This is a genomic window from Nocardioides solisilvae (assembly GCF_003194625.1).
Taxonomy (GTDB): domain Bacteria; phylum Actinomycetota; class Actinomycetes; order Propionibacteriales; family Nocardioidaceae; genus Nocardioides; species Nocardioides solisilvae.
Window position 1 is genome coordinate 1,127,697 of the sequence record NZ_QHKX01000001.1, and the last position, 23,167, is coordinate 1,150,863.

General features: G+C 74.1%; 22 protein-coding genes. 15 read left to right on the forward strand and 7 right to left on the reverse strand.

Features of this window, described 5'->3' with window-relative positions; translation table 11 throughout:
• The first annotated feature begins 58 nt into the window (after positions 1 to 58).
• Together DNK53_RS05370 and DNK53_RS05375 are read left to right on the forward strand one after the other, a co-directional pair.
• Positions 59 to 676, forward strand: a complete 618-nt coding sequence (locus DNK53_RS05370; protein ID WP_110181192.1) for an antibiotic biosynthesis monooxygenase — start codon at positions 59 to 61, stop codon at positions 674 to 676.
• Positions 677 to 691: 15 nt separating this feature from the next.
• Positions 692 to 1,144: a hypothetical protein gene (locus DNK53_RS05375; RefSeq protein WP_110181193.1), complete on the forward strand. Its 453-nt coding sequence runs from the start codon at positions 692 to 694 to the stop codon at positions 1,142 to 1,144.
• Between the two features lie 37 nt (positions 1,145 to 1,181).
• Here the strand turns inward: DNK53_RS05375 and DNK53_RS05380 are convergent, their stop codons facing one another.
• Positions 1,182 to 1,490 (reverse strand): antibiotic biosynthesis monooxygenase family protein, encoded by a 309-nt coding sequence (locus DNK53_RS05380; protein WP_110181194.1) that lies wholly within the window; start codon positions 1,488 to 1,490, stop codon positions 1,182 to 1,184.
• 41 nt (positions 1,491 to 1,531) lie between these two features.
• Here DNK53_RS05380 and DNK53_RS05385 point away from each other — a divergent pair, with 41 nt between their 5' ends.
• The 3 genes from DNK53_RS05385 to DNK53_RS05395 are packed head-to-tail and all read left to right on the forward strand — an operon-like array spanning position 1,532 to position 4,287.
• Positions 1,532 to 2,848 (forward strand): hemolysin family protein, encoded by a 1,317-nt coding sequence (locus tag DNK53_RS05385; RefSeq protein ID WP_110181195.1) that lies wholly within the window; start codon positions 1,532 to 1,534, stop codon positions 2,846 to 2,848.
• 10 nt (positions 2,849 to 2,858) lie between these two features.
• The gene (locus tag DNK53_RS05390) at positions 2,859 to 3,833 is read left to right on the forward strand and encodes a phosphoribosylaminoimidazolesuccinocarboxamide synthase (protein ID WP_420846476.1); all 975 of its coding nucleotides are present in this window, start codon (positions 2,859 to 2,861) and stop codon (positions 3,831 to 3,833) included.
• 4 nt (positions 3,834 to 3,837) lie between these two features.
• Entirely contained in the window at positions 3,838 to 4,287 is a 450-nt protein-coding gene (locus DNK53_RS05395; RefSeq protein WP_110181196.1) for an SRPBCC family protein, read from the forward strand.
• Here the strand turns inward: DNK53_RS05395 and DNK53_RS05400 are convergent.
• Both DNK53_RS05400 and DNK53_RS05405 read right to left on the reverse strand, forming a co-directional pair.
• On the reverse strand, positions 4,269 to 5,396 hold the full coding sequence (locus DNK53_RS05400) for a class I SAM-dependent methyltransferase (protein WP_110181197.1): 1,128 nt from the start codon (positions 5,394 to 5,396) through the stop codon (positions 4,269 to 4,271). The genes DNK53_RS05395 and DNK53_RS05400 overlap by 19 nt on opposite strands.
• A gap of 88 nt (positions 5,397 to 5,484) precedes the next feature.
• On the reverse strand, positions 5,485 to 6,288 hold the full coding sequence (locus DNK53_RS05405; protein ID WP_162599797.1) for an alpha/beta fold hydrolase: 804 nt from the start codon (positions 6,286 to 6,288) through the stop codon (positions 5,485 to 5,487).
• A gap of 60 nt (positions 6,289 to 6,348) precedes the next feature.
• Here DNK53_RS05405 and DNK53_RS05410 point away from each other — a divergent pair, with 60 nt between their 5' ends.
• The 6 genes from DNK53_RS05410 (at position 6,349) to DNK53_RS05435 (ending at position 12,548) form a co-directional block, all read left to right on the forward strand.
• On the forward strand, positions 6,349 to 7,905 hold the full coding sequence (locus DNK53_RS05410; RefSeq protein WP_110181198.1) for a long-chain-fatty-acid--CoA ligase: 1,557 nt from the start codon (positions 6,349 to 6,351) through the stop codon (positions 7,903 to 7,905).
• An 85-nt stretch (positions 7,906 to 7,990) separates the two neighbouring features.
• Complete coding sequence (locus DNK53_RS05415; protein ID WP_110181199.1) at positions 7,991 to 9,493, forward strand: hypothetical protein; 1,503 nt, start codon at positions 7,991 to 7,993, stop codon at positions 9,491 to 9,493.
• A gap of 117 nt (positions 9,494 to 9,610) precedes the next feature.
• Entirely contained in the window at positions 9,611 to 11,053 is a 1,443-nt protein-coding gene (locus DNK53_RS05420; protein ID WP_162599798.1) for a hypothetical protein, read from the forward strand.
• Positions 11,054 to 11,113: 60 nt separating this feature from the next.
• Complete coding sequence (gene purS, locus DNK53_RS05425) at positions 11,114 to 11,407, forward strand: phosphoribosylformylglycinamidine synthase subunit PurS (RefSeq protein ID WP_110181201.1); 294 nt, start codon at positions 11,114 to 11,116, stop codon at positions 11,405 to 11,407.
• Positions 11,404 to 12,072, forward strand: coding sequence for a phosphoribosylformylglycinamidine synthase subunit PurQ (purQ, locus tag DNK53_RS05430; protein ID WP_110181202.1), 669 nt, complete (start codon positions 11,404 to 11,406; stop codon positions 12,070 to 12,072). The genes purS and purQ overlap by 4 nt, the downstream gene beginning before the upstream one ends.
• Complete coding sequence (locus tag DNK53_RS05435; RefSeq protein ID WP_239456361.1) at positions 12,069 to 12,548, forward strand: DUF3817 domain-containing protein; 480 nt, start codon at positions 12,069 to 12,071, stop codon at positions 12,546 to 12,548. The genes purQ and DNK53_RS05435 overlap by 4 nt, the downstream gene beginning before the upstream one ends.
• Before the next feature lie 7 nt (positions 12,549 to 12,555).
• On the opposite strand, the gene DNK53_RS05440 is transcribed toward DNK53_RS05435, so the two are convergent.
• Positions 12,556 to 13,995 (reverse strand): glycoside hydrolase domain-containing protein, encoded by a 1,440-nt coding sequence (locus DNK53_RS05440; RefSeq protein ID WP_110181203.1) that lies wholly within the window; start codon positions 13,993 to 13,995, stop codon positions 12,556 to 12,558.
• Between the two features lie 209 nt (positions 13,996 to 14,204).
• Here DNK53_RS05440 and DNK53_RS05445 point away from each other — a divergent pair, with 209 nt between their 5' ends.
• The 3 genes from DNK53_RS05445 to DNK53_RS05455 are packed head-to-tail and all read left to right on the forward strand — an operon-like array spanning position 14,205 to position 18,647.
• Positions 14,205 to 15,371, forward strand: a complete 1,167-nt coding sequence (locus DNK53_RS05445) for a peptidoglycan-binding domain-containing protein (RefSeq protein ID WP_110181204.1) — start codon at positions 14,205 to 14,207, stop codon at positions 15,369 to 15,371.
• A gap of 28 nt (positions 15,372 to 15,399) precedes the next feature.
• The gene (gene purL / locus DNK53_RS05450) at positions 15,400 to 17,691 is read left to right on the forward strand and encodes a phosphoribosylformylglycinamidine synthase subunit PurL (RefSeq protein WP_110181433.1); all 2,292 of its coding nucleotides are present in this window, start codon (positions 15,400 to 15,402) and stop codon (positions 17,689 to 17,691) included.
• 14 nt (positions 17,692 to 17,705) lie between these two features.
• Entirely contained in the window at positions 17,706 to 18,647 is a 942-nt protein-coding gene (locus DNK53_RS05455) for an NAD(P)-dependent oxidoreductase (protein WP_110181205.1), read from the forward strand.
• A 172-nt stretch (positions 18,648 to 18,819) separates the two neighbouring features.
• On the opposite strand, the gene DNK53_RS05460 is transcribed toward DNK53_RS05455, so the two are convergent.
• Both DNK53_RS05460 and DNK53_RS05465 read right to left on the reverse strand, forming a co-directional pair.
• On the reverse strand, positions 18,820 to 19,656 hold the full coding sequence (locus DNK53_RS05460) for an ABC transporter permease (protein ID WP_110181206.1): 837 nt from the start codon (positions 19,654 to 19,656) through the stop codon (positions 18,820 to 18,822).
• Positions 19,653 to 20,744, reverse strand: a complete 1,092-nt coding sequence (locus DNK53_RS05465; RefSeq protein ID WP_110181207.1) for an ATP-binding cassette domain-containing protein — start codon at positions 20,742 to 20,744, stop codon at positions 19,653 to 19,655. The genes DNK53_RS05460 and DNK53_RS05465 overlap by 4 nt, the downstream gene beginning before the upstream one ends.
• 62 nt (positions 20,745 to 20,806) lie before the next feature.
• Here DNK53_RS05465 and DNK53_RS05470 point away from each other — a divergent pair, with 62 nt between their 5' ends.
• Positions 20,807 to 21,778, forward strand: coding sequence for a helix-turn-helix transcriptional regulator (locus tag DNK53_RS05470; protein ID WP_204163743.1), 972 nt, complete (start codon positions 20,807 to 20,809; stop codon positions 21,776 to 21,778).
• On the opposite strand, the gene DNK53_RS05475 is transcribed toward DNK53_RS05470, so the two are convergent.
• Positions 21,750 to 23,000 (reverse strand): HNH endonuclease signature motif containing protein, encoded by a 1,251-nt coding sequence (locus tag DNK53_RS05475; protein WP_162599799.1) that lies wholly within the window; start codon positions 22,998 to 23,000, stop codon positions 21,750 to 21,752. The genes DNK53_RS05470 and DNK53_RS05475 overlap by 29 nt on opposite strands.
• Between the last annotated feature and the right edge of the window lie 167 nt (positions 23,001 to 23,167).

The window sequence follows — 23,167 nt, forward strand, 5'->3', positions numbered from 1 at the left end:
AACCCGCAGGAACCCGCGCCAAGTTCGCGAGAGCGTCCCAGCATCCGAGAATGGCGGCATGAGCAGCACCCCCGACGCCAGGACCGGCTCCGACCTCACTCCCCGCGCCCCGGGCGACGCACCCGTCACCGTCTCGGTGACCCGCCACGTCGCCCCCGACCACCTCGACGAGATGCACGCGTGGCTGCAGGCGGGCAACACGCTGGCGCAGCGGTTCCCAGGGTTCCTGGGGAGCGGGTGGGTGCGGCCGGGGGAGGAGTCGACCGAGTGGCACATGCTCTACCGGTTCGCCGACCCCGCGTCGCTGGAGGCGTGGGAGTCCTCGCCGCAGCGGCGCTGGTGGCTCGACGCCGCCGAGGGCAAGGTCGAGTCGACCCGGGTGGAGCGCCGCACCGGCATCGAGGGCTGGTTCGACGAGCCCGCCTCGACCGAGGTGGCCGGCGAGGCTGCGGCGCCGTCCGCGCCCCCGCGGTGGAAGCAGATGGTCGTGATCTTCCTGGTCTTCTTCCCGCTCAGCCTGACCGCCAACTGGGTCTCGGGCCGCACGATCGGCGACTGGGCGCTCCCGCTGCGGGTGCTGGCCTCGGTGCTGGTGATGACGCCGCTGATGACCTACGTGCTCCTGCCCTTCGCGACGCGCAGGATGCAGTGGTTCCTCGCGCCCGGGGAGCGCTGACCTGCCACTCGGCAGGTGCGCCGGCTCGTCGTCCTGGTCGCCCTGCTGCTGGGCCCGTGGCTGGCCGGCTGCTCCGAACCGGTGCCCACCCCGCGGATCACGCAGGGCCCGCTGGCGGTGGGCGAGGACGGACTGCCCCTGGCCTTCCCGCGCGCCGAGGTGCCCCTGCCGGTCGGCGAAGCGGCGGACGCGTTCACCCCCGCCCGGGGCCGTTTCGCCCTCACCCTCACCGTGCCCGACGACGCTGCCGCGGTCGTCGCGGGGCTCGACGCGACGATGCGGCGCTCTGGCTTCCGGCGGCTCGACGAGGGGAGCGACGAGGGGGACGGCGCCGACGCGCTCGACCGGGCCTACGAGTCGCCCGGCTGGGTGGTCGAGGTGGGCGTCCAGCAGGGCGGGGTGGCCCGGCCGCGCCAGCAGCAGCCCGCGGGTACGACGCGCCTCACCTACCGGGTCGAGGCCCGCTGAGCGAGAGCAGGCAGCAGTCAGGTCGGGGGAGGGAGCCTCAGCTCCCGGGCCTCACGTCGAGCACGACCTCGAACTCGAGCAGGTCGGCCCCGGTGGCGACGGGCTTGGCGCGCTCGCCGGCGTGCGCGGTGCGGGCGTCGCCGTCGCGCCAGGCGACGAACGACTCCTCGTCCTCCCACTCGGTGAGGACGAAGTAGCGGGCGTCCCCGCCGGTGGGGCGCAGCAGCTTGAAGCCGAGGAAGCCGGACGACTTCTCGACCGACCCGGCGCGCGCGGCGAAGCGCCGCTCGAGCTCCTCCGAAGAGCCCTCGGGGACGGTGATGGCGTTGATCTTCACGACGGACATGTCCTCGAGCCTACAAACCCCGGGTCGCTAGCGTGCAGGACGTGGACGCCGACACCTTGGTCAACCTGTTGCTCGTGCTCGTCTTCGTCCTGGTGGGCGGGGTCTTCGCCGGCACCGAGATGGCGATCGTCTCGCTGCGCCCCGGCCAGGTGCGCCGGATCCGCGAGGGCGGCGCCCGCGGGGCGCGCACCGCCGACCTGGTCGAGGACCCCAACCGGTTCCTCTCCGCGGTGCAGATCGGCGTCACGGTCGCGGGCTTCTTCTCGAGCGCGTACGGCGGCGCCACGATCGCGCCCGACCTCGCGCCCGTGCTGGCGGGGTGGGGCCTGGCCGAGGGGGCGGCGGACACCGTCGCCCTGCTCCTGATGACGCTGCTCATCGCCTACCTGTCGCTGGTCCTGGGCGAGCTGGTGCCGAAGCGGCTGGCCATGCAGCGGGCGGTCGGCTTCACGAAGGTCCTCGCGCCGCCGCTCAACGTCTTCGCCACGCTCTGCCGCCCGGTGATCTGGCTGCTCTCCCGCTCGACCGACGTCGTGGTCCGGCTGCTCGGCGGCGACCCGGACGCCAAGGAGGAGGAGATGACGGCCGAGGAGATCCGCGACACCGTGGAGACCAACCGGGCGATCCGCCCCTACCACCGCCGGATCCTCACCGACGTCTTCCGCTCCGGCGACCGCCGCCTCACCGCGGTGATGACGCCGCGTCCCGACGTGGTGTTCCTCGACGGCCACCGCACGGTCGCCGAGGTGCGCGCCGACGTCGCGGAGTCGTCGTACTCCCGCTACCCCGTGCTCGGCGACGACGTCGACGACGTCCTCGGCTTCGTGCACCTGCGCGACCTGCTCACGGCGGGCCCCGAGCACCAGGACGCCCCGGTCTCCTCGATCGCCCGCCCCCTGGCGGTGCTGCCGGGCACCAACCAGGTCCTCGCCTCGCTGGCCCGGATGCGACGCGACCAGGATCATCTCGCCCTGGTCGTCGACGAGTACGGCGGCACCGAGGGGATCGTCACCCTCGAGGACCTGGTCGAGGAGCTGGTGGGGGAGATCTACGACGAGTACGACACCGGCTTCGACCCCGAGGACACCGTGCTGGACGAGGGCGACGCCGTCACGGTCGACGGGTCGCTCAACGTCGACGAGCTGATGGAGCGGACCGGCCTCGACGTGAGCGGCCGCGGCTTCGACACCGTCGGCGGCTACGTGGTCGCCCGGCTCGGCCGGCTCGGCGAGGTCGGGGACGTCGTGGTCGAGGAGGACGTGCGGCTCGAGGTGGTCGAGGCGAGCGAGACCCGGATCCTGCGGGTCCGGATCACCCGGGTCCCCGACGAGGAGACCGGGGCCGGTGGCGACGACTAGGCTGCGGGGCGTGACCGACCCCGAGCAGCTCGCGTCCCTGGGCATCCCCGTCGCACCGGCGATCGAGGGCACCACCCACCTGCACAGCGGCAAGGTCCGCGACCTCTACCGGATCGACGCCGGCGAGCACGCCGGGCGTCTCCTCATGGTCGCCAGCGACCGGATCTCGGCCTACGACTTCGTGCTGGGCACGACCATCCCCGACAAGGGCGAGATCCTCACCCGGATGTCGCTGTGGTGGTTCGGCCAGCTGGCCGACCTGGTGCCCAACCACGTCGTCTCCACCGACGTGCCCGAGGTCGTCCGCGGCCGCGCGGTGGTCTGCGAGCCGCTCGAGATGTTCCCCGTGGAGTGCGTGGCCCGCGGCTACCTCACGGGCTCCGGGCTCGCCGACTACCGGGCCACCGGCGAGGTCTGCGGGATCGCGCTGCCCCCCGGCCTGGAGGACGGCTCCCGGCTGCCCGAGCCGGTCTTCACCCCGGCCACCAAGGCCGAGCTGGGCGACCACGACGAGAACGTCTCGTACGACGCGGTCGTGGCGACGATCGGTGCCGACGCCGCCGCCGAGCTGCGCCGCCTGACCCTCGCGGTCTACGGCCGCGCGGAGCAGGTCGCCCGCGAGCGCGGCATCGTGCTCGCCGACACCAAGCTGGAGTTCGGGGTCTCGACAGGCTCGACCGGCGAGGGACCCGGCTCGACCGGCGGGGGACCCGGCTCGACCGGCGGGGGGAGCCGCAGGGTCGTCCTCGGCGACGAGGTGCTCACCCCCGACTCCTCGCGCTTCTGGCCGGCCGACGAGTGGCAGCCGGGCCGCACCCAGCCGTCGTACGACAAGCAGATCGTCCGCAACTGGCTCACGGGCCCCGAGTCCGGCTGGGACAAGGCGTCCGGCGAGGCGCCGCCGCCGCTGCCCGAGGCGGTCGTCGCCCACACCCGCGCGCGGTACGTCGAGGCGTACGAGCGGCTGACCGGCGAGCGGTTCTGAGCCCGTGGGGTTCACCGTGGCCCACGACTTCGAGGCCCCCGTCGGGGAGGTCTTCGACTACCTCGCCGACCCCCGCAACCGGCCCGCGTGGCAGTCCAGCCTGCGCCGGGTGGAGCTCCTCGACGGGCTGCGGCCCGACGGCGAGCCGGGCCTCGGGACCCGCTGGTACGACGTCACCTGGCCGGGCGTGCGCCCGCTCATGCAGGTGACCGCCTGGGAGCAGAACGTGCGGTGGGTCGAGCACGGCCGCTGGCGCGGGCTCGAGGTCACCCTCGACCTCGTCTTCACCCCGCTCGAGGAGGACCGCACCCGGGTGCGGGCCACGACGGTGACCCGGGCGACGGGCTGGCGCCGGCCGCTCGGCCTCCTGCTCGACCGGCTGGGGCCGGTGGCCGCCCGCGACGACCTGCGCCGCGCCGCCCGCCGCGTGGCCCGTCAGGGACGCAGCAGGTAGAACCGGAAGAAGTCGTGCTCGATCGGCAGCACCTCGATCGACCCGAACCCGGCCTCGACGGCCAGCTCGCCGACCCGGTCGCTGCGCAGCACCGTGCCGAGCGCGGCCGACGGCCGGGTGGCCAGCGCGGCCGGCAGGCAGTGGGTGACGCTCCAGCCGTACATCAGCCGCTCGACGTCGCCGGCGTCGGGCTTGAACCGGTCGGCCACCCGCTCGTCGGCCACCAGGAGCACCCCGTCGGGGGCGAGCGCGCCCCGGATCGCGGCGAGCGCCTCGACCGGCCGGGCCATGTCGTGCAGGGCCTCGAAGACGGTCACGAGGTCGTAGGGGCCGGTCAGGGCCGACGGGTCGGCGGCGTCGACCAGGTGGAAGGCGACCCGGTCCGCCACGGGTGACCCGACGGCGTGACCGCGGGCCGCCTCGACCGAGGCGTGGTCCAGGTCGAACCCGTCCACCCGGGCCGTGGGCAGGGCGGCGGCCAGCCCCAGCGTCGACCACCCCTCGCCGCACGCGACGTCGGCGACCCGCAGCGCGTCGCCCTCCGTCGCGGCGTGCAGCTCCGGCAGCGTGGCGAGCCAGTCGGGCAGGTCGTGGACGAACGCGGGCCGGTTGATGCCGGCCTGGCCGCGCCGCAGCGCCTCGCCGTAGGCCTCGAAGGGCACCCCCGAGCCGCTGCGGTAGGCCGCGGGGAGGCGGTCGAGGACGCCGCCGATGCCGGCCACCAGGTCGGCCAGCGGGCCGACGTGCCACGGGTCCTCGGCGTCCACCAGCACCCGGCGGCCGGCCACCGGGAGCCCGAACGCCGGGGCGTGGCCCGGCTGGCCCGCGACGGCCGGGTCCGGCCCCTCGGGGAGGCCGGTGACGTCGAGCATCCCGGCCACCGCCTGCTGCTCGGCCCACTCCCGGACGTACCGGGCGTCGAGGCCGGTCCGGGTCGCGAGCTCCTCGGCGGTCGCCGGGCCCTGCTCGGCGAGGCAGGAGTAGAGGCCCAGCTCGCGGCCGAGGTGGACCGCGAAGAGCTCGAGCGCCCCGGTCGTCGCCCCCACCAGCCGCTGGGCCAGCTCCTCGGTCGTCGTCCCCGTCGTCGTCCCCGTCGTCGTCTCGGTCATCGCCGCACCTTCGCGCTCGTCGGACCCCCATCGTGGGCACGCCCGGGGCCGCGGCGCCATCCCCCACCTGCGGGACGTGGCGGCCGGGTCAGTCCCCGTCGGGCCCGTCGAGGGAGGCGAGGAGCTCCCGCGCCACCCGGGCCGGGTCCTCCCAGTGGGGTGCGTGCCCGAGCCCGTCGAGGACGCGCAGCCGGGCCCGGGGCAGCGCCGCGGCCAGCGCCCGCTGCTCGGCCTCGCTCGAGACCGGGTCCCGGTCGCCCCAGAGCAGGAGCGTCGGGGTCGTGAGGCCCGCGAGGTCGGCGGCGTCGTCGGCCGTCGCGAAGCCGTCGGCGACCGCACGCCACACGCGGGCCGGCACCGCGTGGCTCGCGGCGACCGCCGCCTCGAGGAAGTCGGCGGGGACGTCGGGACTCGACGTCCCCTCCTGGAAGTCGCGCACCCACGCCTCGGGCACCCGGTCGTCCGGCGTGCCGAGGGCGTGCAGCTCGTCGCGGAGACCGGTCATCGAGTCGTTGGGGGTCGCCGGAAGTGCGCCGACCAGGACCAGCGCCGCGACCCGGGAGGGCCGGGCGAGCGCGACCCGGCGGGCGACGAGCGAGCCCAGCGAGTGCCCGACCAGCACGACGGCGGCCCCGTCGGGGCGCTGGTCGAGGACGGCGACGACGTCGGCGGCGAGGTCGGCGACGGCGTACCCCTGGTCCGGGCGCGGGGCCCGGCCGTGACCGCGGAGGTCGACCGCGGACAGGTCGAGGCCCGGCCCCGGGGCGCCGGCGAGGTGGGGGAGCAGCAGGTCCCAGGACTGCGCGGAGTCGGTGAAGCCGTGCAGCAGCAGGACCGGGGCGCCCCCCGGGCGGCCGGTGCGGCGGACGGGGAGCTCGACGGGTCCGGTCACCGGGGCATCGTGGCACTCCTGATCCCTGACGGGCGACCCCTCGTCCCCTAGATTTGGCCCATGACGAATCTTGCGTCCCTCCTCGAGGACTCCGTTGCCAGGTACCCCGACCGCGACGCCGTCGTGCTGGGCGACACCCGGCTGACCTACGCGCAGGTCGACCAGTTCGCCAACATGTGCGCCAACCTGCTGGTCTCCCGCGGGATCGAGCCCGGCGACAAGGTGGCGCTCAGCTGCCCCAACCTGCCCTACTTCACGATCGTCTACTTCGGCATCCTCAAGGCCGGCGCGACCGTCGTCCCGCTCAACGTGCTGCTCAAGGGCCGCGAGGTGGCCTACCACCTCGACGACTCCGACGCGAAGGCCTGCTTCTGCTTCGAGGGCACCCCCGAGCTGCCGATGGCCAAGGCGGGCCACGAGGGCTTCGAGGCCACCCCCGGCTGCGAGCACTTCTTCGTCATCACCGCCGACCTCGGCGCCGAGTCGCCCGTGGAGGGCTACGAGACGATGGCGCAGGCGATGATGACGCAGTCGCCCGAGTTCAAGGGGATCGACGTCGACGACGACGACACCGCGGTCATCCTCTACACCTCCGGCACCACGGGCCAGCCCAAGGGCGCCGAGCTGCGGCACCGCAACATGCTGTCCAACGCGCTCGCGGGCGACCAGCTCTTCCGGGCCGACGCGGAGAACCCCGACACGTTCATGTGCGTCCTGCCGCTCTTCCACTCCTTCGGCCAGACGGTCATCCAGAACGGCGCCTTCGCCTACGGCGGCACCGTCGTGATGCTGCCCCGCTTCGAGGCCGAGGCGGCGCTGCAGCTGATGGCGAAGGAGAAGGTGACGTTCTTCGCCGGGGTGCCGACCATGTTCTGGGGGATGCTCGGCGCCCTGGACGACGCCGGGGTCGACGTCAAGGAGCTCGCGGCCAACCTGCGGGTCGCCGTCTCGGGCGGGGCGGCGCTGCCGGTCGAGGTGCACAAGGAGTTCGAGCGCCGCTTCGGCGTGACGATCCTCGAGGGCTACGGGCTGTCGGAGACCTCGCCGGTGGCGAGCTTCTCCAAGTACGGCGAGCCCGCCCGGGTCGGCTCCATCGGCCCGGCGATCCCCGGCGTCGAGATGAAGCTGATCGACCCCGAGCCGGGCGTGTGGCGCGACGCGGAGGGCGAGATCGGCGAGATCGCGATCAAGGGCCCCAACGTGATGAAGGGCTACTACGACCGCCCCGAGGCGACCGCCGAGGCGCTGCACGACGGCTGGTTCCGCACGGGCGACCTGGGGCGTCGCGACGAGGACGGCTGGTTCTACATCGTCGACCGCTCGAAGGACATGATCATCCGCGGCGGCTTCAACGTGTACCCCCGCGAGATCGAGGAGGTCCTCCTCACCCACCCCGAGGTCTCGCTCGCCGCCGTCATCGGCGTCCCGCACGACAGCCACGGAGAGGAGATCAAGGCCGTCGTGATCCGCACCCCCGGCTCGACCCTCACCGAGGACGAGCTGGTGGCCTGGGGCAAGGAGCAGATGGCGGCCTACAAGTACCCGCGGGTCGTCGAGTTCCGCGACTCGCTGCCGATGACCGCCACGGGCAAGATCCTCAAGCGCGAGCTCGACTGAGCCGCACGCCGCTCCCGGACGGTGCCCCGGCCGACGCCGCTGAGACGGCGTCGGCCCGGGGTGGCGGCTGCGCCACGATGTGCCGGTGCGCCCCTCCCTCATGCCTGCCGTGCCCAGCCGTCGCCGCGGCGTGACGGGCCCCACGACCCCGCGAGCGGGTGGCCGACCGGCCCGGGCCCTGCTGGCCGGGGCGCTGCTGAACGGTCTGGTGGGCCTGCTGGTGGTGGGGACCGGCTCCCCGGCGCAGGCCGCGCGCCTGGACTTCGACGGCAGCACCCTCCGGGTGGTCGGCTCCACCGTGGACGAGGGGGTCAGGTTGTGGTGCGACGCCCAGACGGGCGTGGTCGTCCTCGAGGACGGTTCGAGCCTCTTCAGGGACGTCCCCTGCGGGGACGTCTCCCGCCTCGAAGTGGATCCCGGCCCGGGGGAGGACGTCGTGGACCTGCGAGGCCTCGCGCTGCCGCGGGTGGCGGGAGCGCACGTCTCGGTGGTCCGCGAGTCCTTGCCGCTCCTCGAGGCGGACGAGGTGTGGGGGATGGCGGGCGGCGACGTGGTGCAGGCGGACCACCTCGACCTGGTGCACGGCCTCGGCGGACCCGACGTGATCACCGGCGCGGGTCGGGCCCATGGCGGCCCGGGCGACGACGACGTCCTCGGCCGGTACACGACGGTGGCGGCGCCCGCGGGTCCCTTCACCACCGACACCCCCGCCGTCCAGATCGCGCCGTCCTCCGTGGTGGCCGGTGGCGAGGGGCAGGACCGCTGGCGTGCCGACCTCGTCGGCACCGAGGGCCTGAGCCTCCTCCTCGACGACGGGGCGCTCACCCTGGGGGAGGGCGGTCCGCGCATGCCCGTCACCGGGTTCGAGCGCGTCGAGCTCACCGTGGCCGGCCCCGTCACGCTCGACGCGTCGGAGCTGAGCGCCGCCTTCTCCGTCGTCACGTCGAGCGGGAACGACGTCGTGCACGCGAGCCGGGGCGGCGGCCTGATCGGCGCGGCGCAGGGCGACGACACGGTCCGGGCGCGCAACGGCGTGGTCGACACCGTCTACTGCGGTCCCGGGACCGACACCGTCGTCGCCGACGCGACCGACGTCCTGGTCGACTGCGAGGTGGTCGACCTGCCGCCCGCACCGACGCCGACCCCCACGCCCGTGCCGGAGCCCGAGCCGACCCCGGACCCGACCCCGGACCCGACCCCGGGCGACCCGACCCCGGTCCCGCCGACCCCGGGGGTGCCCACGCAGGGCCCCGCGCCGACCGACGACCCGGTCCGGGAGCCGGGCGATCCCGGGGCCGGCCAGGCGCAGCTGCTCCCGGGCGGCGGCGTGCTGGAGACGGGGAAGGTCCGGGGCGCCGCGAAGGTGCGCCGGGGCGGCTGGGCGCGGTTCAGGTTCTCCTCCCCGACCCCGGGGGCGTCGTTCCAGTGCCGGGTGGACAAGCGGTCCTGGAACGCCTGCGCGTCGCCGTACCGCGTCTCCACGCAGCTGCTGAAGCGCGGCCGGCACGTCTTCGCCGTGCGCGCCGTCCGCGACGGCGTCAAGGACGCGACCCCGTCGCGCCGGAGGTTCAGGGTGCGGGGCCGGTAGGGCCGCCGCCCGGGTGACGCGCCCCCGCCGCCCCTCCCAGAACCGCGGCGGCCCAGTTTCCGAGACGGAAATCGTCCGAGGGATGGACGCCCTCGGGGAGGTGGGAGGGTGCGGCGCGTGAACAGACGTGCCGTGCTCCTCCCGTCCACCTCCGTGCTCCTCGCCGTCGGCCTCCTCGGGACCCTCAGCGCCGCCCCGGCCGCGGCCAGGGTGTCAATGGGCTTCGCCCCGGAGACGGGCGAGCTCGTGCTCCGGGGAGACCGCCAGCCCGACGTCGTCCGGCTGGCCTGCGAGTCCACGGTCACGGCCGGCGGCTCGGGCGGGTTCCAGCACGTCGTGCTGCAGGGCGAGGAGCCGGCGAGCCCGCTGATCGGGTGCTCGACGGTGCGGAGCCTGCGGGTCGACCCGCACACGGCGGCCGACCTGGTCGACCTCGCCGGCGGCGCGCTCCCCGGCCTGGTCAGCACCCAGGTGCAGGTGGTCGACAACGCTCGGGACGAGGTGGTCGGGTCGTCGGTGCGGGACGTCGTCACGGCCGACGGCCTGGACCGGGTGCAGGGCCACGACGGACACGACGTGGTGGACGGAGGCGAGATCGTCGGGGGAGGCGCGGGCAACGACGCGCTGCAGGGTCGGTACACCGCCCTCGCCGGGCTCTCGACCGAGGCCGTCACGTCCATGCGGCACGGCTCGGTGGACGGTGGGGTGGGCTCCGACGTCTGGCGGGCGCACGTCGACGTGAGCGAGGCCGAGCCCCTCACTGCGGACGGGATGGGAGCTCCCGCGACCCTCGACCTCACCCCCTCCGCGCTCGTGCTTCCGCGCGACGGGGTGAGCATGCCGGTGCGGGGGATCGAGCGGGTCGAGCTCACCGTCACGGGTCGCGTCGCCCTCGGCGCCCGGGCGTTCGGTGGCTCCCTCCAGGTCGTCACCGGGGACCGGGACGACGTCGTCACGACCGCCGCCGGGACGACCGTGGTCTCGACGGGCGCCGGCGACGACCGGGTCGACGCGCGCAACGGGGTGGCCGACACGGTCGCCTGCGGTGCGGGGACCGACACGGTCCTGGCCGACGCCGTCGACGACGTCCGCGCCGACTGCGAGACGGTCGACAAGCCCGCGCTCCCGCAGCCGACCCCCGAGCCGCAGCCGACCCCCGAGCCGCAGCCCACTCCGGTCCCGACGCCCGCGCCGCAGCCCACCCCCGGGCCCCAGCCCAGCGCGCAGCCGACACCGACCGGCACGACCGGCACGACCGGCAGCCCGGGCACGACCGGCGCGCAGGCCGGCGGCGGGCCAGAGACCGGTCCGGTGAAGGGGCGCAAGAAGGTCCGCAAGGGAGGATGGGCGACGTTCCGTTTCTCCTCCTCGACCACGGCCGCGACGTTCCAGTGCCGGGTGGACAAGCGGTCCTGGAACGCCTGCGCGTCGCCGTACCGGGTCTCCACGAAGCTCCTGAAGCGCGGCCGGCACGTCTTCTCGGTGCGCGCGGTGCGGGACGGCGTCCGGGACCCGTCCCCGTCCCGGCGCGTGTTCAGGGTGACCGCGGGCCGCCGGTAGACTCGACGCCGGTCCTTCCTCCCCGCGCGGACGCCGCGCCCCCAGACCAGGAGCTGCCACGTGGCCACAGTCGTCGTCGACGTCATGCCCAAGCCCGAGATCCTCGACCCGCAGGGCAAGGCCGTCCTCGGTGCCCTGCCGCGGCTGGGCTTCTCCGGGGTCACCGACATCCGCCAGGGCAAGCGGTTCGAGCTGACCGTCGACGGCGAGGTCACCGACGAGGTGCTCGAGGAGGTCCGGCGGATGGCCGAGACCCTGCTCTCCAACCCGGTCATCGAGGACTTCGAGGTCCACGTCGAGCAGCACACCGTCGCCCAGGTCGCCGGCCAGGTGCTCGCGGAGCAGGGCCGATGAAGGTCGGGGTCGTCACCTTCCCCGGCTCCCTCGACGACGTCGACGCCCAGCGCGCCGTCCGGATCGGGGGGCACGAGGCCGTCGCGCTGTGGCACGGCGACGAGGACCTGCGCGGCGTCGACGCCGTGGTCCTCCCGGGCGGCTTCTCGTACGGCGACTACCTGCGCTGCGGCGCCATCTCCCGGTTCTCGCCGGTGATGACCGAGGTCGTCGCCGCGGCCGAGCGGGGGATGCCGGTCCTCGGCATCTGCAACGGCTTCCAGATCCTCTGCGAGTCCCACCTGCTGCCGGGCGCCCTGATCCGCAACGACCACCGCAAGTTCAACTGCGTCGACCAGCGGCTGCGGATCGAGAACAACCGCACGCCGTTCACCGCCGCCTACGAGGCGGGCCAGGAGGTGACGATCGTCCTCAAGAACGGCGAGGGCGGCTACATCGCCGACGAGGAGACCCTCGACCGGCTCGAGGGCGAGGGCCGGGTCGTCGCCCGCTACCTCGGCGACAACCCCAACGGCTCGATGCGGGCGATCGCCGGCGTCACCAACGAGCGCGGCAACGTGGTCGGCCTGATGCCCCACCCCGAGCACGCCGTCGAGGCGCTCTGTGGTCCCGGCACCGACGGGCTCGGCTTCTTCACCAGCCTCGCCGAGCAGGTCCTCGCGTGACCCTGACGAGCCCCGCCACCACGCAGGACACCCTCTCGCCCCGCCGACTCTTCACCGCCGTCGCGACCGCCGAGGCGGTCACGTGGGCGCTGCTGCTGACCGGCATGTTCCTCAAGTACGTCACCGACACCACCGAGGTCGTGGTCCGGGTCGGCGGGATGCTGCACGGCGCCGTCTTCCTGGCCTACTGCGTGACGACCGTCGTGGTCGCCGTCGACCAGCGCTGGCCGCTGGGCCGGCTGGTGCTGGGTCTGGCCTGCGCCGTGCCGCCGTTCGTGACGGTCTGGTACGAGCGGCACGCCGAGCGGCAGGGCCTGCTCGACGACCGCTGGCGGCTGCGCGCCGACGAGCCCGGCACCCCGGTCGAGCGCCCTACCGCGTGGCTGCTGCGCCACCCGGGCCTCGGCCTCCTGGTCGGCCTGGCCGCGGTCGTCGTCCTCTTCTTCGCCGCGCTGGCGGTCGGCCCGCCGGTCTGAGCCCCGCTCAGAACCGGCCGGCCTGCAGCTGCTTCCAGGTCGCCGTGGAGGCGATCCCGCTCTGCGGCAGCCCGCGCTTGGCCTGGTAGGCCTTCACGGCCGCCTCGGTGGCGAGGTCGTAGACGCCGGTGCCCGCGAGCCGGCCCGCCCCGGCGGCGTTCAGCGCCCGCTGCAGGCGGAAGACGGCCGCGCCGGCCGACCCGACCTTGAGCACCGGGGTGTCGCCGACCGCGTGCAGCACGACCCAGTGCCGCTTGCGGAACTTCGGGGACGGCGTGAGCCCGTGCGCCGCCTGGAAGGCGCGGGCAGCGGCGCGGGTGCGCTTGTTGTAGCGCCCGCTGACCCGGTGTGCGTAGTGGCCCTGCTCGGTCAGGGTGCACTGGAGGACGCGCACCCGCTGGGCGTTGGCCTGCTTCGGCTTCAGCATGGGGTAGCGGGCGTAGGTGGTGCGCAGCCCGCCGCACCGGGCCTCGGGGTCGGCGACGCTGCCGCGCCCCAGCTCGAGGTAGTTGCTGTCGATGTTGATCGTAACGCCGCCCCAGGTCTCGTTGTGGCCGCCGCGGTACTGCTTGACGCGGCCCCCGGGCCGCCACCCGTCCTCGCCGATGTAGGTGGTCGAGGTGTTGGCGATCCCGTCCCACCGGGCGATCCAGATCCGCTGCGGGAGCCGGAACTGCCCGGGCCGCTTCACCCGCGCGTCGTCGAGCATCTTGATGCCCGAGCCGGCGCTGGAGTAGAAGCCGCTGACGTAGCCCAGCGCCTCGATCCGCTCCACCCAGGCGCTGACGAAGGCGAGGGCCGACTCGCGGCAGTGGGTGTTGGTGAGGTCGAAGCCCTCCAGGTCGTACCAGAGCGTGCTGCCGGGCGCGATCCCGTACGCCGTGGCGTCGGCGGCGTTCTTGTCGGCCTCGGCCGCGCCCTGGGCGCGGGCCGTCGGGTAGCTGCCGTCGCCGGGCGCGGGGGAGATCTTGAAGTCGTCCTTGTAGCGCGGGAACCGCGGCTCGCACGAGGCCTGTGGCCCCAGGGCGATCGGGAGCAGGCGCCAGCCCTTCGCCAGCTGGGTGCTGATCCAGGTGGGGCTGAGGTTGGGCTGCGTCCGGCAGGCGCGGGAGTCCCCGGAGATGTAGATGCCGACCGCGAGGAACGGCGAGTGCTCCAGCCAGGCGTCCATCGCCTGCTGGGTCGGGGCGACGCACTGGTCGAACCCGTAGCCCGAGAAGTCGCCCGGCGTGGCGACGTTCTGCCTCTTCGCCCGGCGGCGGGCGGCCAGCGCGTCGGCCGCGGCAGGCGCCGCGGCAGGGGCCACGGCGGTGGACGTGGACGGGGTCGTCGCGGCGCCGGCGGGGGAGCCGGACGCCGGGCCGGCGGCCAGGAGGCCGACGCCGAGGGCCAGGGAGGCCAGGCCGGCGAGGCAGGCGGAGGTGCGGGAACGAGGGGCAGTGCGCATGACAGAGGTCTCCAGACGGGCGAGGTCGCAGGCACCATAACCTCACGAATCACACGCGTCACAGCGTTCACGGAGAACTACAGGGACGTAGTTCGCCGGGACCCCTGGCCGGCCGCCTCACGGGCTGGAACGGGTCACGACAGCGTCGCCGGCCTCACCTACCCTGACGCAGGCGTCACCGGACACCGACGCGCACGGAGGAGGGGGAGATGGACCGGCTGGCCACGGCGTGCCCGCACTGCGGCGGGCCCGAGCAGGTGTCGCCCACCTGCGTGACCTGCGGCGCGCTCCTGTGGTTCCAGACACCCGTCCCCGACGACGCGGAGGACACCGCCGACCGGGTCTACCCCGGACTCTCCAACGCACCGGGCCAGCCCGGCCGAGCCGTGGGGCCGGGCCCCGCCGGGCACCCCGTCGTGCCGGGCTCGTCCGCCACGCGATCGGGGAGCGTCGGGCGCCTGGCCCCCGACCACACGGTGGTCCGTCCGGGCGGCGTCGCCCGCCAGCCGGACCCGACCGACGTCCCGGGTCCGGGCGCGGCGCGCTCCGCGGGAGGCGCGGGGGGCCGGGGCGAGGCTGCCGGTCCCGCAGGGGCGGGACCCTCGAGCGGTCCCGCGGTCGCGTGGCTCCTCGGGCTCGCCCTGGTGGTCCTCCTGGCCGTCGGGCTGGTCGCCGGCGGCTGGGTCTTCCTCGACCGCGAGCAGGAGGTCGCGGCCGACGGTGCCCCCAGGTCGGCGAACCAGGCACCCCAGGCACCCGCGGCCGACCCCGACGCGGCCGACCCCGACGCGGCCAACCCCGACGCGGCCAGGGCAGAGGGGGACGAGGCAGAGGGGGACGACGCAGACGGGTCACCGGGGGAAACCGGTGCGGTGGGCTGCACGGGCGACTACGTCCTCGTCACCCCCGCGGCGACCGACGTCCCCGCGGGGTGCGCCGAGCTGGCCGCCGTCGTCGCCGAGGCGGCGGGCGAGGCGCAGGACGGCGCCGCCACCGCGGCGTACCAGGGCCCCTTCCGCAGCTCGCGCGTGGCCTGCCGCCTCCGCGACGAGATCGGCGGCACCGACGTCCACGTCCGCCGGCTCGCCGAGGACGCCGGTCCCCGGCTGGCCTGCGCCTGCCTGATCGCGCCGCGCAAGCTGCCCGACCTCGGGCCGGTGGGGGTCGAGGGGGCCGGCATCGGGCGCGGCGTCTCGGTCTCCGACGCCCAGGTGCTGCTCCACGAGGCGGGGCTCAACCCCGACCGGCTGGTCGGCGGCTCGTACGGCGACCAGACCGTGCAGTGGGTCTCCGAGCTGCAGCGGCGCTCCGGCCTGCCGGTCACGGGGCGGGTCGACCGGGACACCTGGAAGGCGCTTCTGGGCGGCTGCGGGTGACCCCCGCGGGGTCGCCTAGGCTGTGGGGGTGGCCGCTGTCTTCGAGAACCTCGACACCGTCTCCGTCGCCTCGCAGGACCCCGAACGGTCCCAGCCGTGGGCCGAGCTCGGCCTGAAGGCCGACGAGTACGCCCGGATCCGCGAGATCCTCGGCCGCCGCCCCACGAGCAGCGAGCTGGCGATGTACTCGGTGATGTGGAGCGAGCACTGCTCCTACAAGTCGACCAAGGTCCACCTCAAGCAGTTCAGCGAGCTCCCGCAGGAGACCCCGCTCGGCAAGACCCTCGCCGGGATCGGCGAGAACGCGGGCGTCATCGACGTCGGGCAGGGCTACGCCGTCACCTTCAAGGTGGAGAGCCACAACCACCCGTCGTTCGTCGAGCCCTACCAGGGCGCCGCGACCGGGATCGGCGGCATCGTCCGCGACATCCTCGCCATGGGTGCCCGCCCGGTCGCCGTGATGGACCCGCTGCGCTTCGGGCCGCTCGAGGCCGACGACACCCACCGGGTGCTGCCCGGCGTGGTCGCCGGCGTGGGCGGCTACGGCAACTGCCTCGGCCTGCCCAACATCGGCGGCGAGGTCGTCTTCGACGCCAGCTATGCCGGCAACCCGCTGGTCAACGCCCTCTGCGTGGGCGTGCTCCGCCACGAGGACCTCCACCTCGCCAAGGCCTCCGGCGTCGGCAACCAGGTGATCCTCTACGGCGCCCGCACCGGCGGCGACGGCATCGGCGGCGTGAGCGTCCTGGCCTCGGAGACGTTCGACGAGAACGCCGACGGCAGCAGCGGCCCCGCGAAGCGGCCCAGCGTGCAGGTCGGCGACCCGTTCATGGAGAAGCTGCTCATCGAGTGCACCCTCGAGATCTTCGCCGCCGGCCTCGTCGCCGGCATCCAGGACCTCGGCGGCGCGGGCCTGAGCTGTGCCACCTCCGAGCTGGCGAGCGCCGGCGACGGCGGCATGCACGTCCACCTGGACCGCGTCCCCCTCCGCGACTCCTCGCTGGCTCCCGAGGAGATCCTCATGAGCGAGTCGCAGGAGCGGATGATGGCCGTCGTCGAGCCGGGCGACGTCGAGGCCTTCCTCGAGATCTGCCGCAAGTGGGAGGTCGAGGCGGTCGTGGTCGGCGAGGTGACCGACACCGGCCGCCTCGAGATCGACTGGCACGGCGAGCGCGTCGTCGACGTCCCGCCGCGCAGCGTCGCGCACGACGGCCCGACGTACCAGCGCCCCTTCGCCCGCCCCGCCTGGCAGGACGACCTGCAGGCCGACTCCGCCGCGGCCCTGCCGCGCCCGGTCGGCGACGAGGAGCTGCGCGACACCCTGTTGCGGCTGGTCGCCAGCCCCAACCTCTGCGACAAGTCGTGGGTCACCGACCAGTACGACCGCTACGTGCGCGGCAACACCGTGCTCGCCCAGCCGGCCGACAGCGGCATGGTCCGCATCGACGAGGAGAGCAACCTCGGCGTCGCCGTCTCCACCGACTGCAACGGCCGCTTCGCCAAGCTCGACCCGTACGCCGGCGCGCAGCTGGCGCTCGTGGAGAGCTACCGCAACGTCGCCACCAACGGCGCCCGGCCGCTGGCGGTCTCCGACTGCCTCAACTTCGGCAGCCCCGAGGACCCCGACGTGATGTGGCAGTTCGCCGAGGCCTGCCGGGGCCTCAAGGACGGCTGCGCCGCGCTGGGCATCCCGGTGACCGGCGGCAACGTGAGCCTCTACAACCAGACGGGCGAGACCGCGATCCTGCCCACGCCGGTCGTCGCCGTCCTCGGCGTCATCGACGACGTCACCCGCCGGGTGCCGAGCCACTTCACGGCCGAGGGCGAGCACGTCTTCCTGCTCGGCGAGACCCGCGAGGAGCTGTCGGGCTCGGAGTGGGCGCACGTCGTCCACGGCCACCTCGGCGGCACCCCGCCGCAGGTCGACCTGGCGGCCGAGAAGGCGCTGGCCGCGCTGCTCGTCGAGGCCTCCGCCGAGGGCGTCCTGGCCAGCGCCCACGACCTCTCCGACGGCGGGCTCGCCCAGGCCCTCGCCGAGTCGACCTTCGGCCGCGGGATCGGCGTCCGGGTCGCGCTCGCCAAGGTCGCCGGCGGCGACCCGTTCGTCGCGCTCTTCTCCGAGTCGGCGGGCCGGGCGCTGGTCTCGGTCCCCGAGGAGAAGGTGGACGCGTGGCTGGCGCTCGTGCACCGGCACGGGGTCCCGGTCAGCGGGCTGGGTCGCACGGGCGGTGCCGACCTCGAGGTCGACGGCGTCTTCAGCGTCCCGGTCGCGCAGGTCCGCGACGCCTGGTCGGCCACCCTGCCCGCGGTCCTGGGCTGAGCGGAGGCCGTGGGATGGGTGTCGTCGTCGCCCTCGCCAGCGAGGCCCTCCGCGACCTGGTCGGTGACGTCGAGGGCGTCGAGATGGTCATCTGGGACGGCAAGGGCGCGCCGCCCCGCGCCGACGAGGTCGAGCTCGTCGTGGCGCCGTACAGCACCGCCGGGTTGCCCGACCTCTCCGGCCTCCCCGCCCTGCGCGTCGTCCAGGTCCAGTCGGCGGGGTACGACGGCATGGTCTCCCAGCTGCCGTCCCCGGCGCACGGCGACGGCGTGGTGCTCTGCAACGCCACCGGGGTCCACGACGACGCGACCGCCGAGCTGGCGCTCGGGCTCACCCTCGCCTCGCTCCGCGGCATCGACGGTGCCGTCCGCACCCGCGGCCAGTGGCTGCGCGACCTGAAGCGACGCTCCCTGGCCGACCGGCAGGTGCTGGTGCTCGGCTACGGCTCGATCGGCCGCGCGATCGCCGAGCGGATGGTCGCCTGCAAGGCCGTCGTGACCGGGGTCGCCAGCCGCCCCCGCCCCGACGACCTCGTGGGGCAGGTGCACGGCGTCGACGAGCTCGCCGACCTGCTGCCCGGGGCCGAGGTCGTCGTCGTGGTCCTGCCGCACACCGACAGCACGCACCACCTCGTCGACGAGACCTTCCTCGCCCGCCTCCCCGACGGGGCGCTGGTCGTCAACGTCGGCCGCGGCCCGCTGCTGGACACCGACGCCGTGCTCGCCCACGCCGGCCGGCTCTCCTTCGCCCTCGACGTGACCGACCCCGAGCCGCTGCCGCCAGAGCACCCGCTCTGGGAGGCGCCCGAGGTGCTCATCACCCCGCACCTCGGTGGCGGCACCACCGCCATGCTGCCCCGGATGGCCGCGCTCGCCCGTGAGCAGGTCGAGGCGTACGCCGCCGGACTACCGCTGCGCAACGTCGTCCACGACCCCGCCTCTTCCACCTCCGGATAGTCCCCCACGTTCTGACCGCGACAAGCCGATCGGGCGTGGTCAGAACGTGGGGGACTATCTGGATCGGTGGGCGCGGCGGCGCCACGGCATCCGGTCTTCGGTCATGGCTCGCGACGAGGCCGGGACGTCACCGACGTCCCGGCCCCGGCGAAGGCCGCGTCCTCCTGTCTGCCTAGCTCGAGCGGCGCATCGCCAGCACGCCCACCCAGACGCCGAGCGCCGCGACGACCGCGCCCCCGGCGAATCCGGCCGCCACCGTGTCGACCGGGAACGTGCCGGCGAATAGCGCCCGCACGGCCTCGACGACGTACGTCAGCGGGTTGAGGTCGGAGGCGACCTGCAGCCAACGCGGGGCGTCCTCGACCGGCAGCAGCACACCGGCCAGCAGCAGCACGGGGAAGAGGAAGGTCTGCTGCACGGTCCAGAACATCCAGTCCTGCCCCTTCGAGGCCAGGGCCAGCGCGAACGACAGGGCACCGATCCCGATGCTGAACAGCGACAGCACCAGGGCGCCGACCAGCACCCCGCCGAGGTGCAGGTCGAAGCTGAACGGCGTCACCACCACGAGGATCACCCCCGTCTGCATGAGCATCGGCACCACCTCCTTGAGCGCCCGCCCGACCAGCAGCGACGACCGGCTGAGCGGCGAGACGAGCTGCCGCTCGTGGGAGCCGGTCTGCATCTCCTCCATGAGGTTGGCGCCGGTGAACGACGCGCCCATCAGGCACGTCATCGCGATGATGCCCGGGACGAACCACTGCAGCGCCGAACCGCCGCCCGCCAGCTCGGGGAGCAGCGGGGCGAACAGGGCCAGGAAGACCACCGGCTGGACCATCGCGAAGAGGATCGAGGCCGGCTCGCGCCAGACCGGCTTGAGCTCCCGGCCCATCACGTTGAGGGTGTCCGCCACGAAGCGTCGCACACCGTTCGGGCTGCCCTGCCCGGTCCGTCCGGTCGGCCCCGTCCGCTCGTCCAGCTCGGGGTCGAGCCCCACGTCGTACGTCGTCATGCCACCGCTCCTTCGTGCTCGTCGGTCTCCTGCTGCTGGGTCTGCGGGCCCTTCTCCGCGGCCGCGGCGGTCGCCTCCTCGTTGGCCTCGCGCAGGCTGCGCCCGGTGAGGTCGAGGAAGACGTCGTCGAGGGTCGGCCGCGCGACCTCGAGACTGAGGACGGGCGTGCCGGAGGCGTGCAGGTCGACCACCAGGTCGGGTGCCTGCTCGTGGGCGCCCTGCGCTCGGACCTCCACCAACGCGCCACGCCGCTCCACCCGCGCGCACGGGTGGAGCCGCTCGGCCCGTACGGCGGCGCTCGCCGCGGCCGCCTCGTCGGCGAGCGTGAGGGTCACCCGGTCGCCCAGTCGGGCCTTGAGCCGGGCCGCGGTGTCGTCGGCCACCATCCGGCCGTGGTCGATCACGATCACCCGCTCGGCGAGGGCGTCGGCCTCCTCGAGGTAGTGCGTGGTCAACACGATCGTGCTGCCCGTCTCGCGGTGCAGCCGCTCAACCAGACCTTGGAGGTTGGCGCGGTTCTGCGGGTCGAGCCCCGTCGAGGGCTCGTCGAGGAAGAGCACCCGGGGCAGGTGGACGAGCCCCATCGCGATGTCGAGGCGCCGCCGCTGCCCGCCCGACAGGCTCGAGACCTTGCGACGGGCGACCCGCTCGAGGTCGAGGTCGACGACCAACTCGTCGGCTCGCGCCCGCGCCTCCTTCCGGCCCAGGCCGTAGGCCCGACCTTGGCTGACGAGCTCGTCGAGGCCGAGCTGCTGGTGGCCGGCACCGTTGCCCTGCCCGACGTACCCGATGGCCCGCCGCACCTCGCGCTGCCCGGCGACCACGTCGTGGCCGGCCACCGTGGCGCTGCCCGCGGTGGGCGGGATGAGGGTGGTGAGCATCCGGAGCGTCGTGGACTTGCCCGCGCCGTTGGGACCGAGGAAGGCGACGAGCTCGCCCTGGCCGATCTCGAGGTCGAGGCCCTTCACCGCCTCGACCGTCTCCTTCTTCGTGGTGCCGGTCGTGAAGTGCCGGGTGAGTCCCCGGGTCACGATCGCCGGGCTCGCCGAGACCCGATCTGCCTTGCTGGAGGTGTGATGTGTCGTCATGTCTCTGACGTTAGGGACCAATCAGGTCAGGTTCTGTCCTGATGAAGATCTAGTCTGAGGTCATGAGCACGAGCGAACGAATGCTTCGACTCCTCTCCCTGCTGCAGACGCACCGCTACTGGCCGGGCGGGGAGCTGGCGGGGCGGCTCGAGGTCAGCGAGCGCACGGTCCGGCGCGACGTCGAGCGGCTGCGCGACCTCGGGTACCAGGTGGACGCCGTGCGCGGCGCCGCCGGCGGCTACCAGCTGCGCGCCGGCGGCTCCCTCCCACCGCTGCTGCTCGAGGACGAGGAGGCCGTGGCGATCGCGGTCGGGTTGCGAACCGCCGCGGCGGGGGCGGTCGGCGGGACCGTCGACGGGGTGCAGGACTGGTCCGTCCAGGCGCTCACGAAGGTCGTCGCGCTCATGCCGCCGCGGCTGCGACGCCAGATCGACGCGCTCGCCACGCAGACCGAGGCGCCTGGGCCGTGGTCGGGCCGGCCGGTGGTCGACGCCGGGGTGCTCACCGTGCTCGCCCAGGCCTGCCGGGACGGCGAGGCGGTGCGCTTCGGCTACCACGGCCGGGACGCCGACCCCACATACCGGCACGTCGAGCCGCACCGACTGGTCGCCCTCGGCAGCCGCTGGTACCTGGTGGCCCACGACCGTGACCGCCAGGACTGGCGCAGCTTCCGGATCGACCGGATCAACGACCCCGCTCCCACGGGGCAGCGCTTCCGCCCGCGCGAGCTCCCCGCCGAGGACGCGGTCACCTTCGTGCGGTCCGGCATCCGGCGGATGCCGCAGCGGTACGCCGTCCGCGTGCGCATCGCCGCTCCCGCCGAGCAGCTCGCGGCGCAGGTCGGCCACTGGGCGGAGGTCACTGGGACCCCCGAGGGGTGCCTGCTCGAGATGAGCACCGACTCCCTCGACTGGCCGCTCATGGTGCTGGCCGGTTGCGGGGCGCCCTTCACCGTGGAAGGACCTCCCGAGCTGGTCGAGGCAGTCGCCGAGGTCGGCGCACGGTTCACCCACGCCTCCGCTGCCGTCGGGTGAAGGTGACCTGTTCGCCGAGGAGCCACTGTGTCTCGTAGTCGGGGTCGTGGGCGCGGTGGTGGTGCCAGGGGCAGAGCAGGCGGAGTTGGTCGAGGTTGGTCTTCCCGCCGTGGGCCCAGGGGTTGTCGCCGCCGTGGTGGCCTTCGCACCACTGGGCGGGCACCGAGCAGCCCTTCGTCTGGCAGGTCTGGTGGGTGAGCATCTTCGCGTCCCGTTGGTGGGGCTTGAAGAACCTGCTGGCTGACCCCCAGTCGAGTGGGACGCTCTTGCCGTCGAGCACCACGGGGATGAGGTCGGCCTGGCAGGCCAGGCGCCTGATCTCGTGTGGGCTGACCTGGGTGAGGTCCTCGCCGTTGCTCAGGACGGTGCCGTGGCCGAGCTGGTCGCGGAGGTCCTCGAAGTCGATGGTGATGAGGACCCGGGTGGCCGCACCGCCGTGGGCGGGGATCCGGGTCGGGTCGGCGGCTTCGAGGAAGGAGCAGAACGCCATCCCGAGCAGCCGTTCCTGCGGCAACCGTTTCCCCGTCACGGGGTCGAGGTGTGCGAACGCACCCAGCCCGGTGGCGGCACCGGTGTCCTTGCCGTCGTCCTGCTTGGGCGAGGTCCAGGCCTGCAGGTAGGTCTTCAACCGGCCCGCGACGTGGTCGGGGACCCGGGCGTGGACGTCGGTGGACCCGTCACCCCGCTTGTGGAACGTCAACCGGGTGGCGGCCTTGGCTCGTTTCTCGGCGCGTTCCAGCAGCTTCCGTTCCCGGTCGTCGCACGTCTCGGGTGCGACGACGGACAGGATCTTCACCCCCAGGGCCTCCAGCTGACGGGGGTTGAACCTGGCGGCCGCGTCGACCAGGTGCGCCTCGACCCGGGCCAACACCTCGGGTGAGACCTGCTCGTCGGGCAACGGGTCGATCACCAACGCGTCCAGCGCCTTCACGATCACCCGGGCCTGCGGCAGGTTCACCCGACCGTCCTCGAGGCCGGCCGCGACGACCCACCACCGGGTCGAGAGCGCCTCGCCGAGCTTCTCCGCGGCGCTCCCGGCCGCGAACCCGGTCCGGGCGTGAGCATCCAGCCAGTTCGCGACGCTCTTGGCCCCGTCGTCCTCGGCGACCCCGCCCGGTGCGCCCACGACCCCGATCACGCGCATCCGCAGCGACTCCAACCGGTCGCCCAACTTCGTGAGGGTCAGCAACGCGTCGCGCTGCGCGGCCGCCGACAGGTACACCGGATCCGCCTCGGCCACTTCCGTGAGCGCTGCGTCAATGACGCCGCACGCCCGCGTGATCGGGTGACCACCCGCCTGCTCCCACATCCCCCGAGACCCCCATCCCCGTCACGAACGCCCCCCCGGACGCCGTACCGGCAAGACCCCGATGCCCTGCCGACACCCAC